General features: G+C 46.2%; 11 protein-coding genes. 8 read left to right on the top strand and 3 right to left on the bottom strand.

The features are described from left to right. Positions 1-6 precede the first annotated feature (6 nt). Both fmt and def read right to left on the bottom strand, forming a co-directional pair. Positions 7-930, bottom strand: coding sequence for a methionyl-tRNA formyltransferase (gene fmt / locus WJM45_RS17760; protein ID WP_341326368.1), 924 nt, complete (start codon positions 928-930; stop codon positions 7-9). Continuing rightward, positions 927-1439: a peptide deformylase gene (gene def / locus WJM45_RS17755; RefSeq protein WP_341326367.1), complete on the bottom strand. Its 513-nt coding sequence runs from the start codon at positions 1437-1439 to the stop codon at positions 927-929. Before def ends, fmt begins: the two co-directional genes overlap by 4 nt. 107 nt (positions 1440-1546) lie before the next feature. On the opposite strand from def, the gene WJM45_RS17750 reads away from it, so the two are divergent. The 8 genes from WJM45_RS17750 (at position 1547) to WJM45_RS17715 (ending at position 14532) form a co-directional block, all read left to right on the top strand. Next, entirely contained in the window at positions 1547-2602 is a 1056-nt protein-coding gene (locus WJM45_RS17750) for a LysM peptidoglycan-binding domain-containing protein (protein WP_341326366.1), read from the top strand. Between the two features lie 44 nt (positions 2603-2646). Continuing rightward, positions 2647-3699, top strand: a complete 1053-nt coding sequence (dprA, locus tag WJM45_RS17745) for a DNA-processing protein DprA (protein WP_341326365.1) — start codon at positions 2647-2649, stop codon at positions 3697-3699. 148 nt (positions 3700-3847) lie between these two features. Beyond that, entirely contained in the window at positions 3848-4315 is a 468-nt protein-coding gene (locus WJM45_RS17740; protein WP_014149843.1) for a DUF494 domain-containing protein, read from the top strand. 18 nt (positions 4316-4333) lie between these two features. Further along, positions 4334-6649, top strand: a complete 2316-nt coding sequence (gene topA, locus WJM45_RS17735) for a type I DNA topoisomerase (RefSeq protein ID WP_341326364.1) — start codon at positions 4334-4336, stop codon at positions 6647-6649. 281 nt (positions 6650-6930) lie between these two features. Continuing rightward, entirely contained in the window at positions 6931-7275 is a 345-nt protein-coding gene (locus tag WJM45_RS17730; RefSeq protein WP_341326363.1) for a zinc ribbon domain-containing protein YjdM, read from the top strand. 1508 nt (positions 7276-8783) lie between these two features. Next, positions 8784-9914 carry an efflux RND transporter periplasmic adaptor subunit gene (locus WJM45_RS17725; protein ID WP_341326362.1) on the top strand — a complete coding sequence of 377 codons (1131 nt, stop codon included), beginning with the start codon at positions 8784-8786 and terminating at the stop codon, positions 9912-9914. 27 nt (positions 9915-9941) lie between these two features. Further along, positions 9942-13097 (top strand): efflux RND transporter permease subunit, encoded by a 3156-nt coding sequence (locus WJM45_RS17720; protein WP_341326361.1) that lies wholly within the window; start codon positions 9942-9944, stop codon positions 13095-13097. A 4-nt stretch (positions 13098-13101) separates the two neighbouring features. After that, positions 13102-14532: an efflux transporter outer membrane subunit gene (locus tag WJM45_RS17715; protein ID WP_341326360.1), complete on the top strand. Its 1431-nt coding sequence runs from the start codon at positions 13102-13104 to the stop codon at positions 14530-14532. Between the two features lie 949 nt (positions 14533-15481). Here the strand turns inward: WJM45_RS17715 and WJM45_RS17710 are convergent. After that, positions 15482-15655 (bottom strand): addiction module protein, encoded by a 174-nt coding sequence (locus tag WJM45_RS17710; RefSeq protein ID WP_341326359.1) that lies wholly within the window; start codon positions 15653-15655, stop codon positions 15482-15484. Positions 15656-15666 lie beyond the last annotated feature (11 nt).

Genomic DNA, 15666 nt, shown 5'->3' with positions numbered 1-15666 from the left:
GGAAGATTAACCCAGGCTTTGCGCGGCTACATCGTGCGCATTCATGAAGGCGGAGGCGGATATACGTTTGCCGCCGGGCAGTTGGACTTCAAGCAGGCGCAGTAAACCGTTGCCGGTGGCGACCTCAAGGTATTTGCCGTTTTTAAGTAGCGTACCCGGTTTCGCATCGGTTTGATCGCTGAGCGGTTCGGCTAACCAAATGCGTAAAACTTGATCTTTATAGTGCGTTTGCGCGACCGGCCACGGATTGAAGCCTCTGATTTTTAGATCCAATTGTTCGGCAGACTCGTTCCAATCTAGATTCGCTTCGTTTTTTTCGAGTTTCGCGGCATAAGTGACTTGGCTTTCATCTTGTTTTTCCGGATGTAGCGTATTGTTTTCAATATCCGGTAATACTTTGCTCATGCCGATTGCGCCGAGTTTGGCTAATTTGTCGTGCAGATCGCCCGCCGTGTCTTTGGTTGTAATGCGATATTCCTCTTTGTGCAGCATGTCACCGGCATCCAATTTGAGCGCCATGTGCATGATCGTGACACCGGTTTTTTCGTCGCCGGCGATCAAGGCTCTTTGAATCGGCGCCGCGCCGCGCCAACGCGGTAGTAACGAAGCGTGTACGTTGATGCAGCCGAATGTCGGCAAATCCAGTACCCGTTGCGGCAGAAGCATGCCGTAGGCGACCACGATCAGCAAACCCGGTTCGAGCGCGGCTAGTTGTTGAAAGTCGTGGTCGGATTTCAGAGATTCCGGTTGTAAAACCGGAATTCCGGATTGCATTGCCAGTTCCTTGACAGGGCTGGGTTTCAATTGCCGTCCGCGCCCTGCGGGGCGGTCGGGTTGAGTATAAACAGCGCAAATTTGATGGTTTGAGTCAATCAGCATGCGTAGCGTAGGCACGGCAAATTCAGGGGTGCCGGCGAAAACGATTTTCATGAGGCTTTTTGTTCCAATCGATGAATTTTATTCAGTTTCTTTTTAATCATTTGGCGTTTCAGCGGCGAAATATAATCGACGAACAACTTGCCTTCCAGGTGATCCATTTCATGTTGCACACAGACCGCCAACAGATCCTCGGCTTCGAATTCAAATGATTCACCGTCGCGATTGAGGGCGCGGACTTTAATGTGTTCGGCGCGTTTGACTGTTTCGAAAAAACCGGGGACCGACAAACAGCCTTCTTCGGTTTCTTCGATGCCGTCCTTGGCAAGGATTTCAGGATTGATTAGACAAAGCGGAGATTTCTTCTCCTCGCTGACGTCAATTACAATGACCCGCTTGTGAACGTTGACTTGAGTCGCGGCCAAGCCGACGCCGCGAGCTTCGTACATGGTTTCGAACATATCGTCGACGAGTTTTCCGATATCGGCATCGACCGTTTCGACCGGAGCCGCCTTTTTACGCAAGCGCTCATCAGGGAACTCGAGTATAGTTAGAATGCTCAACAATTTCTCCACTATCATATTACAATTCTGGAATTTTATATGAATTCATCTAAACTTTGAATTCAGACCGCATAATATTACCGGAACTCTCGTTTCAGGAACTCTCTATGGCTTTTCGACAAATTTTTGGATTGATCGTTTCGTTAGCAGTTATCGTCCCCGGTTGGGCGCAGGAAATAGAGGTCAATCCTTCTCACCCGGACCAATACACGGTAGTTAAGGGCGATACATTGTGGGAGATTTCGGGAAGGTTTTTGCGAAAACCTCATCAATGGCCTTTAATTTGGGAAGGTAATCCGCAAATCGATAACCCGCATTTGATTTATCCGGGCGATACCATTTATTTTTCCGAAGCCGGTGGTAAGCCACGCTTAAGTTTGTCTCCGTCAGGATTTCTCGGCAATTCAGGCTCGTCAAGAGAAGTTAAGCTCTATCCTCGCATTCGTGAAATGGATCTCATTGATGCGATCGAGTTAATTCCTTCCGAAAAAATCGCCAAATATTTGGCCTCGCCGCGCGTGGTTGGGCAGGATGATTTGGAAAATTCGCCTTACGTCATCGATTTCGCAGGCGAACATCTAGTCGCGGGCCCGGGCGATCGTGTTTATGTTCGTGCGATCGAAAAGCCGGAAAGCTTGACCTATACGATTTATCGTAAAGGCGATACTTTCGTCAGTGCCGAGACCAAAGAAGTTTTGGGGTATGAAGCGAAGTTTGTTGCAAATACGACGCTACAAGAGCCCGGCGATCCCGCAACGCTGCTTGTTACGCGTTCGACCAGCGAGATTCGCATGGGCGACAGGCTAATGCCGCACCAAGAAGGCGATTTTACCCTGCATTACTTCCCTAAGTCGCCGGAATCCGAAATACAAGGTAGTATTATTAGTGTGCTGGATGGCGTTACTCAAATTGGGCGCTATAATGTCGTTGCTATCGATAAGGGAGCATCGGATGGCCTGAAAGTCGGGCATGTGCTCGATATTTACAAGAAAGGGAAATCCGTTCGAGATCCTTTTAGTAAAATAAGGAACGATACGATTCAACTACCCAATGAGTTGGCCGGAACCTTGATGATTTTCCGAACCTTCGATCGGATTAGTTATGCGTTGGTAATGGATGCGCGTCAAGCGATTCATGTCTTAGATAAAGTTCAAACCCCCTGAAAAATTTTCAAATTTCCTCCGATATCAAATACTGGCTTGCTTTATTGCGCACGCCGGGTTTCGGCTGTCGGTCGTTTCTTAAAACGCTCGACAGTCATACTCCTCAGCAATTGTTTTCCGAGTCAAGCAGTGGATTGGCCGCTCTCGGGTTAAAGGATTCGGTCGTTCAATCGATACGGAATCCCGATTGGACCAGGGTAGAGCAGGATTTGCGTTGGTTGGAGCAACCTGGACATTTGGCGGTGACTTTAGCCGACCCTTGTTATCCACCGCAGTTAAAGGAAATCGCCGATCCGCCGCCATTATTGTTTATTAGAGGAAATCCGGATATTTTGGCGCTTCCTCAAATCGCTATCGTTGGTAGTCGAAACCCTTCCCATTTAGGTGTCGACACCGCCGCCGAATTTGCTAAAGCCTTGGCAAGAGAGGGCTTTGTGATCACCAGCGGATTGGCTTTGGGTATCGATGCCGCCGGGCATAAAGGAGCCTTGCAAGCTCAAGGTTACACGATTGCCGTAGCGGGAACCGGCCTAGATCGAGTGTATCCGGCGCGTCATAGAGCACTGGCGACTGAAATTGTTAATCATGGCGCAATGATTTCAGAGTTTCCTCCCGGAACCGGGGCGAAAGCCGATCATTTTCCTAGACGAAACCGAATTATCAGCGGTTTATGTATCGGGCTACTGGTAGTGGAGGCAGCCAAGCAAAGCGGCTCTTTAATTACTGCGCGCATGGCTTTGGAGCAGAACCGCGAAGTGTTCGCGATTCCGGGTTCGATTCATAATCCCTTGGCAAGAGGATGTAACGCTTTGATTCGGGAGGGAGCTAAACTGGTGGAAACCGCCCGCGATATCCTTGAAGAATTAAATTTTTATAATCATATAGATAGGGATATTTTTACGGAATTGAGACAAACAACGCTTGACCTTGAGCAGCAAACATTATTGAATCTAATTATGTTCAGTCCCACTTCCGTTGATAGTTTAGTGGAAAATACCGGGCTACCGGTCGAAGTCATTTCGTCGATGTTGCTGGTTTTGGAGCTTCAAGGATACGTAGAATCCGTTTCAGGTGGCTGTTATACCCGAGTTAAATAAACGCAGCATGACGACTTAGTATAAGAAGTGCCGCCGTTTTTTGCCGACACAGGCTTTGAAAACGGAGGAATCGGATCGATTCCAAAAAGGAATCCCTCTCGCGGAGTGAAGGGTTCCGTATAGAAACTTTATTTAAAGAAGACCCGCTATGAAAGAAAATATTTTTGATGTAATTATGTATCTGTTTGAAAACTATATGGAAGATGAGATCGATATCCTGCCGGATAACGAGTTGATAAAAACAGAGCTGGAAGAAGCGGGATTCGATCAAGTCGAAGTGGTCAAGGCTTTTGATTGGCTCGAATCGCTTAGCCTGCAAGGACAGATTACGCCGACGGTGCCGACCGCATTTCGGATTTTTTCCAGTCAGGAACAAGAAAAACTGGATTTGGAATGCCGTAATTTTCTGATGTTCATTGAACACAGCGGCATTTTATCGCATGCCAACCGCGAAATCGTAATCGATCGCGCGATGGCCTTGGAAAATGAAGAAATTTCATTGGAAAAATTGAAATGGATCGTACTGATGGTGTTGCTCAGTCAGCCCGACGAAGAAATCGCATTCTCAAGAATGGAGGACATTGTCTATGATCTCATCCCGGCTTACTTACACTAATCGTATTTTCCTAACTGAATGAGTAATAATCTCGTTATTGTAGAATCGCCTGCAAAAGCTAAAACCATTGAAAAGTATCTAGGCAAGGACTTCCATGTTCTAGCCTCCTATGGTCATGTTCGCGACCTAGTCCCGAAAGAAGGCGCGGTCGATCCCGAACATGACTTCGCGATGAAATATGAAGTCATCGATCGGAATCAGCGCCATGTTCAAGCGATAACAAAGGCTATCAAGCAAGCTCAAGCGCTGTATCTGGCAACTGACCCGGATAGGGAAGGCGAGGCGATCTCCTGGCATTTATACGAATTGCTCAAGGATAAAAAACTGCTAAAGGATAAACCGGTTCATCGCGTCGTCTTTCATGAGATCACCAAAAAAGCCGTTACCGAGGCGATTGCAAACCCGGCCGAGCTGTCGATCGATTTAATTAATGCCCAGCAAGCTCGTCGTGCCCTGGATTACTTGGTGGGCTTTAATCTGTCGCCGCTGTTGTGGAAAAAAATCCGCAGAGGCCTTTCGGCCGGGCGCGTGCAAAGCCCCGCGTTGCGCTTGATCGTCGAGCGCGAATTGGAAATCGAAGCATTCAAAAGCCGCGAATATTGGACGATCGATGCCGAATTGAGTGCTGAAGAGCAAGCTTTCAAGGCTAAGTTGACTCATTTCGAAGGTGAAAAAGTCGAGCAATTCACGATAGACAATGAGGAGCGTGCGCTACAAGTCAAGCAAACCTTGTTCGATGCTGCCGACGGCAAACTGTTGGTCGCGAAAGTCGAAAAAAAACAGCGTAAACGTAATCCCGCGCCGCCGTTCATTACGTCGACGTTACAGCAAGAAGCCGCGCGTAAACTCGGCTTTACGACCAAGCGCACGATGATGGTTGCGCAACAGTTGTACGAAGGCATCGATATCGGAGGCGAGACGGTTGGTTTGATCACCTATATGCGTACCGATTCGGTTAATCTCGCTGCCGAAGCGATTGCCGAAATTCGCGAATTGATCGCGGAAAAATACGGGGCTAAGAATGTGCCGAAGAGTCCGCGCGATTACAAGACTAAATCGAAAAACGCCCAAGAAGCGCACGAAGCGATTCGCCCGACTTCGGCGAGACGCATTCCGGTCGAGTTGCAAAAATTTTTGAGTTCCGAACAATTCAAGCTTTATGATTTGATTTGGAAACGTACGATCTCGAGCCAAATGGTTCATGCGACGATTAATACCGTAGCGGTGGATCTGCATTGCGGTAGCGACCGTAATGTATTTCGGGCAACAGGTTCGACGATCGCCGATCCAGGCTTCATGGCCGTGTACCTGGAAGGCAAGGATGATAATGCCGAAGGTGATGACAAAGAGAATTTTTTACCGTCTCTCGAAGAAGGGCGCCCGGTTCCGCTCAACGATATCATCGCCGGTCAGCATTTTACAGAACCGCCGCCGCGCTACAGCGAGGCCAGTTTGGTTAAGGCGCTCGAAGAATTCGGTATCGGTCGGCCTTCGACCTATGCATCGATTATCTCGACATTACAAAACCGGGATTACGTTACGTTGGAAAGCAAGCGCTTTTATCCGACCGATGTGGGCCGTATCGTCAATAAATTTTTGACCGAGCATTTCAATAAATACGTCGACTATGATTTCACCGCGAACCTCGAAGATGAGCTCGACGCAGTTTCGCGAGGTGAAAAAGACTGGATTCCATTGATGCGCTCTTTCTGGGAACCTTTCAATACGCTGATTCATGAAAAAGAAGAAAGCGTACAGCGCAAGGATGTCACGCAAGAGGCGATTGATGAAAAATGTCCGGAATGCGGCAGTCCTTTGTCGATTAGGCTGGGGCGGAATGGGCGCTTTATCGGTTGCACCAATTATCCCGATTGTTCCTATACGCGCAATTTGAACGAAGACGCCAGTAAATCGTCCGAGCCTGAAGTCGTCGAAGGGCGCGTTTGTCCGAAGTGTGAGTCGCCGTTGGTAATTAAAACCGGACGTTACGGTAAATTTATCGGCTGCAGCGCTTACCCGAAATGCAAACACATCGAGCCGCTCGAAAAGCCGGTCGATACCGGCGTCGAATGCCCGCAATGCAAAAAAGGCAATTTGCTTAAGCGTAAATCCAGAAACGGCAAAATTTTTTATTCCTGTTCAGAGTATCCGAAATGCAGCTATGCAATCTGGAATGCCCCGGTTCAAGAAAATTGCCCGGAATGTAATTGGCCTATTTTGACGCTAAAAAACACCAAGCGTCGAGGTGCCGAAAAAGTGTGTCCGCAAAAGGAATGTAGCTATGCCACGCCTTATGAGGGTGATCCCGATGATGTTTTAGGGCCTAAAGGATAGTGCCGCAAAGCATTTCTCGATTACGGATTTGTGTTAATTCGTGATCGTATTTTCTAATCCTTAATCGGTCCGGGTACTTTCATTACCGAAGTGGTGAGAGTATCCGCATGATCATTAGGTATGTGGTATGTTTGACGAAAATGTTGGCAAACATACCCCTTGATCTTTTGATTATCAGCCGTTTTTTCAATCAAAAAGGCAGCCCGAAGATAAAGACGAACCTGTCGAGTTCTTTTTCAACAGACTGCCAGCCAAAATAATCAAATAAATACAATACGAAGATGAGCGAATTACCCAATTGTCCGCAGTGCAACTCTGAATACACTTATATCGATGGAAGCATGTACATTTGTCCGGAGTGCGGGTATGAATGGCCGCAAGACTCGGAGGGCGGTGGCACCGGAAACGAAGACCGGATAATCAAAGATGCCAATGGCAACGTATTGCAGGATGGCGATACGATTTCGGTGATCAAGGACCTCAAGGTAAAAGGCTCGTCCCTTGTCGTTAAAGTCGGCACAAAGGTTAAAAATATCCGGTTGGTCGAAGGCGATCACGACATCGATTGTAAAATCGACGGCATAGGCGCGATGAAATTGAAATCGGAATTTGTAAAAAAGGTTTGATCGATCTCATGAATCGAAGGTCGGCGTGCAATATTCTCGAATTCGCGTCGATGGTGACGGTTCTGGGTAAGATGATTTAGGATTTCGCGATTAATAACTTCCTGGTGTTTTGTGATTTGTCGAGGGTTCGGTGGTTCACTTGACAGGACGCCGTGAACCCAGCACCTAAATTACCCAGGATAAATATACCTTTTGCACTTCAAATGTCGGAAGCGTCAGAGGAGGCGCCTGAGTGTCAGACAAAGGCTTGTCGGCGGTATTCCTTGCCCCCGATACCAGCCAATCGAGCAACCGAACTGCCCATGAAATAGGATAGTTATTTATGACCAAATCCTTAGCGTCTACTGCAAACATGATAGCGTGAAGTATAGCTGCTTACCCACGCTAGCTATCGATAGCCCGAGTTGGAGAGGGAGTGCTGCTTTTTTTGTTAATCTCCCTGAGTGCATAACGTAAAGCTACTCCCTTTTGATTGAAAAACCGTCTAAGAATAAAAGGTATGGGATGTGTCTATCGAGGAACGCCGTAAACCCAGCACCTAAATTATCCTACTCCTTTTTGATTGAAAAACCGTCTAAGAATAAAAAGGCATGGGATATGTCTATCGAGGACCGCCGTGAACCCGTCCATGGGGGCTTGACGGCAGCGATCCCTGCTGCCGACATCCTCGCTAGCCACACCCCATACTTTCATAAAGTTAACCATTTTTTGAATATAAAGGGAGTAATCAGGTGCGGCCTGAAAAAGCTTGGAAATAAATAAAGTGTCAAATGGCCGATCTCCGGTAGAGAGCAATGTTAGGCGTTTAATTTTTCTTTGCCCCGGTTATTTGTAGATCAAAACTCGGCGCAGGGGGCGAATTTTGATCTACGATAGGTATATTTTGATTGCCTTGAATGCGAACCTTCAAGTTGCAATCAAATTTATTTATCTTTACACTAAAGTAGATTAATTCTTGGTCGTTGAAAGCAACAATCGACTCCTGGAATTATTTGTACAAACATTCAATTGACAACAATGACGAGATTGCCGTGGTTTATTCCTTTCCAGGGTAATGATCTTGATTGTATGTCTCATGTAATGACTAAAATTAATGCATCGTTTTAGTGCATTAGCGTAAACGAAACTGGGCTGATTGTTCACCCTGCCTCATGATACTCGTCTAATTCATTTTTCACATCCCACTGCTAAAAGTGAGTCTCGAATTTATATTATTGAAATTATTATTGATATTTCGATGTATCGATTAATTTTCAATCTCAATACAAAACCCAATTCCCTAATGGAAAGTTTTTTGCTTTAATTTGGCAAAAAGCTAATCAACTTTATTGTTAAACCGAAAAAAATCATTTTTCATATCCTTACAAAAAACCTTATGCCAAAGACCCAATCCGTATATCACTCTATTAGGATTGAATCGTATGAGCAATCGAAGAGCGAACACATAGTTTGAATTTATCGAACCTATTGTTGCTTCATTCCATCTGTTTCGCTATCAAGTATTAAACATGCACTTGACAAAAGTAAGTTTTTCACCGATGCGCTTCAAAAAACTATTATTTACTGCAATTTCCCTAATCGTATTATCTTGTAACTCGCCTCAAGAAGAATTGAAGGCCGATACTTATCAGATTGTTTCTCCGCTAATCCAAGACATGACCTACAGCCATGAGTATGTCGCCGAGATTCATTCGGTTAAATATGTCGAGCTGAGAAGTCGACTGAAAGGTTATTTGCAAAAAATTCATGTCGACGAAGGAGAAGAAGTTCAAAAAGATCAATTACTGTTTACATTGGATGCATCCGAGTTTGAAAAAGACCTAAAAAAAGCTATTGCCGCTCATAAAAATGCGATTGCCGATTTGAAAGCGGCAGAAGTTGAATTGAACAATGTAAAGCTGTTGGTTGAAAAGAACATTATTTCGAAAACCGAGCTCGATGTTGCCAAGGCCAAAATCGAAGCATTGAGAGCTGACGTGGAAGAGGCGTTGGCTAAAAAAGAAGAAGAAGCCCTTTACATCTCATTTACCAAAATCAGAGCCCCCTTCTCCGGTACGATCAACCGTATTCCGAATAAAGTCGGCAGCCTTATCAACGAGGGCGACATGCTGACGTCGATCTCCGACAACACCGAGATTTTCGCCTACTTCAATCAATCCGAAATCGAATACTTGAACTATGCGATGCATGGTGAGGCTGAAATGAAAAGCGTCCGCCTTAAACTCGCCAATCATCAACTCTATGAACACATAGGTAAAATTGAAATGATCGAAAGCGAGCTCGATCCCGAAACCGGTAACATCGCATTTAGGGCAAGATTTCCAAATCCGGAAGGTCTATTGAGGCATGGCGCCAGCGGCAAGGTTGTCGTCGATAAAACGCTCGAACAAGCTTTATTGATACCTCAAAAGTCGACTTTCGAAATTCAAGACAAATTATATGTTTTTGTAATCAATGCCGAAGGCATTGCCGAACAAAGAAATGTCGTCTTTCAAATGCGCCTGGATGATTTTTATGTCATCGAATCCGGCTTGTCCAAGGATGAAAAAATACTCTTCGAAGGCGTCGAAAATGTTAGAGACGGCAATAAAATCAACACCGTTCTGGTTGATTTAAATACAGTCATGACCGCACGATAATATTTAATTCTATCCATAGAAACGCATATGACGAGCAAATTCATTCATCGCCCGGTACTGTCGATCGTAATATCGATTCTAATTACTTTGCTGGGTTTATTGTCCTTGTTTCAACTACCCATCACTCAATATCCGGAGATCGCTCCGCCTGAAGTCAATGTAACGACAAAATTCGTTGGGGCCAATGCCGAAACTGTTGTCAAAGCAGTAGTTACCCCGCTGGAGAGGGCAATCAACGGCGTACCCGGAATGTCCTATATGTCCTCGGTATCCGGAAACGATGGCACCAGTGTGATTCAAATCATTTTCAAGGCGGGAACCGATCCGGAAGTCGCTTCAGTCAACGTGCAAAACCGAGTTGCCGCCGTTCTTGATGAGTTGCCCGAAGAAGCCATTAAGTCGGGGGTCATCGTGGAAAAGGTCCAAAATAGTATGCTTTTATATATCAACATACTGAGTTCCGATCCTTTATTAGATGAAAAATTTCTCTATAACTTTACCGATATCAATGTTTTGAAAGAACTCAAGCGAATCGATGGCGTCGGTTTCGCCGAAATTTTGGGCTCCAGAGAATACGCCATGCGAGTCTGGTTGAAACCGGACAAGATGTTGATGTACAACATTTCGGCAAATGAGATTGTTGAAAAACTGAAAACGCAAAACGTAGAAGCGGCGCCCGGAAAAGTCGGCGAAAGCTCGGGCAAAAAGGCACAAACGCTCCAATACGTTCTGAAATATACCGGTAAATTCAATACCAAGGAAGCCTATGAAAACATCGTTCTGAGAAGTCGAGAAGACGGAGAAATATTGCGGGTCAAAGACGTTGCCGTCGTTGAGTTCGATTCATTGGACTATGACGTGTTATCCAAAGAAAACGGACAGCCTTCCGCCGCGATTATTTTGAAACAGCGCCCCGGTAGCAATGCCAATGATGTTATCAAAGACATCAAAGAGACTATGGCTCGCATCAAATCGAATTCGTTCCCTCCGGGGATGGACTACACACTCAGTTACGATGTTTCCGAATTTTTGGACGCCTCCATTCATGAAGTCGTCAAAACCCTATTCGAGGCATTTGTACTCGTCGCCCTTGTGGTGTTTATCTTTCTACAGGATTTTCGCTCGACACTGATACCGATTCTCGCCGTGCCGGTTTCTTTGATCGGAACGTTTTTCTTCATGCAATTGATTGGTTTCTCGCTTAATCTAATCACTTTGTTTGCCTTGGTCCTAGCTATCGGTATCGTCGTCGACAATGCGATCGTTGTGATCGAAGCCGTGCATGCCAAAATGGAGCGCTCAGGAATTGGCCCACGCAAAGCGACCGATCAAGCGATGCGCGAAATCAGCGGCGCAATTATCGCAATTACGCTGGTCATGTCGGCGGTTTTTTTACCGGTCGCCTTTATGGAAGGGCCAACCGGTATTTTTTACCGGCAATTTTCGCTAACAATGGCTATTTCGATCGTACTCTCGGGCATTACCGCATTAACCCTAACTCCGGCATTATGCGGTCTTTTTCTTAAAAACACTCATCACGCAAATCAGCATCATCAATCAAGGTTACAAAAATTATTTGCTGGTTTTAATCACCGATATAACAAGCTATCGGATAAATACAAAAAACTGATCAGCCTGATTGCGAACAGAAACCTTGTCACTTTTTCCGTATTATTGGCATTTTCGTTTGGGGCGGGTTTGCTTGGCACTTATGTACCCTCTGGTTTTATCCCAGAAGAAGACCAAGGCACTATTTACGCCAACATCACAGCTCCGGCAGGCGCAACGCTTGAACGCACCGAAAAAGCCGTCGATGAAGTCCAGCGTATCGCATTAGAATTAGATGGGGTGAGTTCCGTTTCCAGTCTTGCCGGCTTCAGTTTGCTATCGGAAGGTACTGGCGCCGTCTATGGCATGAATCTGATCAGCTTGAAAAATTGGGAGGAAAGATCGACATCCGATAAGAAAATCATTGGCCTATTGGAACAAAAAACCAAGCATATCAAAGATGCCAATATTGAATTTTTTACGCCTCCGCCCGTGCCCGGCTACGGAAATGCCAGTGGTTTTGAAATGAGACTATTGGACAAAACAGGCTCTGACGACCTCGCGCAATTACTAAATGTGGCCAATGCCTTCCTCGATGAGCTCAACGCTCGACCTGAAATAACGAACGCATTTACGACATTGAATGTCAGTTTTCCGCAATTTTTACTACGGATCGACACGGATAAAGCCGCTCAAAAAGGCATTACAACCGAGAACGCAATGAGCACGCTCCAGACCGTCATTGGTAGTGAATACGCGACCAATTTTATTCGTTTCGGGCAAATGTACAAAGTCATGGTTCAAGCGCTTCCCGAATATAGGGCGCAGCCGGAAGACTTGTTGAAACTCTACATTAAAAGCGATTCCGGAAAAATGGTCCCTTTTTCCTCTTTTCTGAGCATAGAAAAGGTTTATGGGCCCGAACAAGTCACACGCTATAACATGTACCCGTCGGCAATGATCAATGGACAACCGGCACCTGGTTACAGTAGCGGTGATGCCATTACCGCAATCAAAGAAGTCGCCGCACAAAGCCTTCCCAAAGGCTATGGTTATGACTGGGCCGGCTCTTCCAAGGATCAGGCTGAAGCAGGCAATCAAGCCATTTATATTTTTCTCGTATGTTTGATTTTCGTCTACTTATTGTTGGCGGCACAATACGAAAGCTTCTTACTACCACTGGCAGTCATCCTAAGCTTGCCGATTGGCGTCTTCGGCGCCTTGTTTTTCCTGATGATCATGGGCCTTGAAAACAATATCTATGCTCAAATCGCGATGGTGATGTTGATTGGTATTCTGGGCAAGAATGCGATTTTGATCATTGAATTCGCCACGATCAAACATCGCCTTGGAAAATCACCGTTCGAAGCAGCCATCGAAGGCGCGGCTCTGCGTCTGCGGCCCATTTTGATGACTTCGTTTGCCTTTGTCGCCGGACTCATTCCATTGATGTTCGCATCGGGCGCCGGTGAAATCGGAAATAATACTATAGGTTCGGCGGCCGCAGGTGGCATGATTTTTGGCACAATATTCGGTGTCATAGTCATTCCCGGTTTGTATGTATTTTTTGCACGCATCGCCGACAAATTGCGCGGTAATAGAAAAGAAGAAATCGCTTATACTGAGACCCTGTAACACAATGAATAACAAAGTATTTAATATCATTGCTGCAATCTGCATGGGCGCTGGCATAGGTGGTTGCGGAGCGCTCAATACCGACTTATCGATAGCCGAAAATCCGATTCCTGAAACTTTTGACAACCATGCCGACCAAACCTCGATTGCCGAAATCGACTGGCGCGACTATTTTTCGGACCCTCAACTGCTGAAGTTGGTCGATACCGCAATTCGGAACAACTTTGACTTGCAGATCGCTCTGCAACGCATTGAAACCGCTCGCGCCAGTGTGAAACTGGCCAACGGCGCGCTGCTGCCGCAAGTCGGCCTGGATATCGGCGGAGGGGTCCGCAAGTTCGGGCTTTATACGATGGACGGCGCGGGGAACGCCAGCACCGAAATCACGCCAGGTCAAACCGTCCCGGAAAACTTGCCGGATATGTATTTGGGTTTGATGGCGTCATGGGAAATCGATGTCTGGGGCAAATTACAGAACCAGCGCAAATCGGCGCTTTCGGAATACCTGGCGAGCATCGAAGGGACCAATTTCGTGATCTCCAATCTCGTTGCGGATGTCGCGATTTTTTATTATCAACTTCTGGCGCTCGATAACGAGTTGGAAACCATTAGGCAAACGATACAAAGGCAAAAAGAAGCGCTAGATGTCGTGAAATTGCAGAAAGAGGCGGGGCGTGCAAATGAATTGGCCGTGCAGCAATTCAATGCCCAACTGCTTGAAAGTCAGGTCATGGAGAATGAAACACTCCAAAAAATCGCCGAAACCGAAAACAAGATTAATTTTCTGTTGGGCCGCTTTCCGCAACCTGTTCCTCGAAAGAAAGAAGTTCTATTCTCTGATATTCCCAAGCAAATCGCATTAGGAATTCCTTCCGAGTTGCTGGCCAATCGTCCCGACATTCGTCAGGCGGAATTCGAGATCAAGGCCAGTAATTTCGATTTAGAAGCCGCAAAAGCCGCCTTTTTTCCCAATGTCAATATCACGGCAGCCGTGGGCTTTCAAGCATTTAATCCCGAATTTCTGTTCATGTCGCCCGCATCGCTTGCCTATTCAGTCATGGGGACGCTGGTCGCGCCGCTGATTAACTTAAACGCATTGAAAGCCCAATTCAATACCGCCAAGGCCAATCAACTATCCGCAATGTATGATTATCAGAAAAAAATATTGAATGCTTATGTTGAGGTCAGCAATGAACTTTCAAATATCGATAACTTACAAAGCATTAACACTCTCAAAAAACAGCAGAGCGATGTATTGAAGCAATCGGTCGAGGCATCGAAAGAACTTTATAAATCGGCTCGTGCCAGTTATCTGGAGGTTCTGACAGCTCAACAAAATGCCTTGCAAACCAACCTCGAATTGATCGAAGTCGTCAGGCAAAAATGGATTGCGACCGTCAAAATATACAAAGCCTTGGGTGGGGGGTGGACTTGATAGAGCGCTGGGACCGGTTTAACCTGGCTTTGACTAGCATTGGTTGGCTGCGTATCCGCGCATCACGCTCTTTCCTAAGCTCCAGCTTGGGAAAGGCACTCCGGAAGCTCCAGCTTCCTGAACAAGTTGCCCAAGCTGAAGCTCTCATCGTTATACATAAGTCAAAAATTACTGTTTTTCAATCTTAGCTAATGAGGCTTCGATACCATTTTTTGTCGCCCAACGTTCCCGACTTCGAAATCGCGATCTGGGGATCGCTCCCACAGAGCATCCGCCCCCTTGTGGGAGCGACGCCTTCGTCGCGATTTCGAAGCCACTGATGTTCAATATCCGCAGATTTATCAAACAGCACCGTTTCCAGTTATACGACGAACTCTGTTTAGCAAGTTTACCGATACTTGTGTATAACGGCGAGAGCTGGAGCTTGGGTAACAGTATATTTTAGCCTTTTTGACCTCGAAGCCATTTTATGTAACTTGATACCATAACCTTTGGCTATGATTGATTATCTTGGATGATTTAAGTGCTGGTTTCACGGCGTTGCCAAGCGAGTTGCCGAACCCTCAACAAAGCTCATAGTTTCAAGACGATATTTATCACGAAATCCATAGTACTTGACGTAAAGGTAAGGGGCGTAGCATCGCGGAGCGTTCCTTTGAGCGCATGGTTAGCGGCTTTTAGGTCAACGGAGTCGCATTTCTGGCATCATGCAACACCGCCAAGATATGAACTAAATTGCCATGTACCACATAAAACAAGTCGAATGGAAAACGTGGTAGAAGTGCGCGGCGAACACTTGGAATTACCTAGGCAAATAGCAATGGCGCTTGTTCCAGCCGTTTCAGCTGCAGTTCCATAGCGGCGATAAATTCTTCACCAAGGCCTGGACTCTGTGATTTTTACCATTCTTGGGCTTCGCCGGTTTCACGTAATGCGCGAGCAGAAAACTTCAAGCGGTACGCCATGAACCATCTTTTAGGCGTGATTCCAGTTCAGTCTTAAGCTCTGGTGAAACTTCCACGGCTTCAGGTACTGCGGCGACGCTGTTCCAAATAAGCTCAACAAGTTGAATGCGCTCCTGCACCGGAAGTTTAAGAATATCGGTAATAGAGATAGTGTTCATGACAGATGCGG

The sequence above is a fragment of the Methylotuvimicrobium sp. KM2 genome (genome assembly GCF_038051925.1).
In the GTDB taxonomy this organism is placed as follows: domain Bacteria; phylum Pseudomonadota; class Gammaproteobacteria; order Methylococcales; family Methylomonadaceae; genus Methylotuvimicrobium.
The sequence above is the reverse complement of the archived record's forward strand: the minus strand, read 5'-3'. Positions and strand labels throughout refer to the sequence as shown.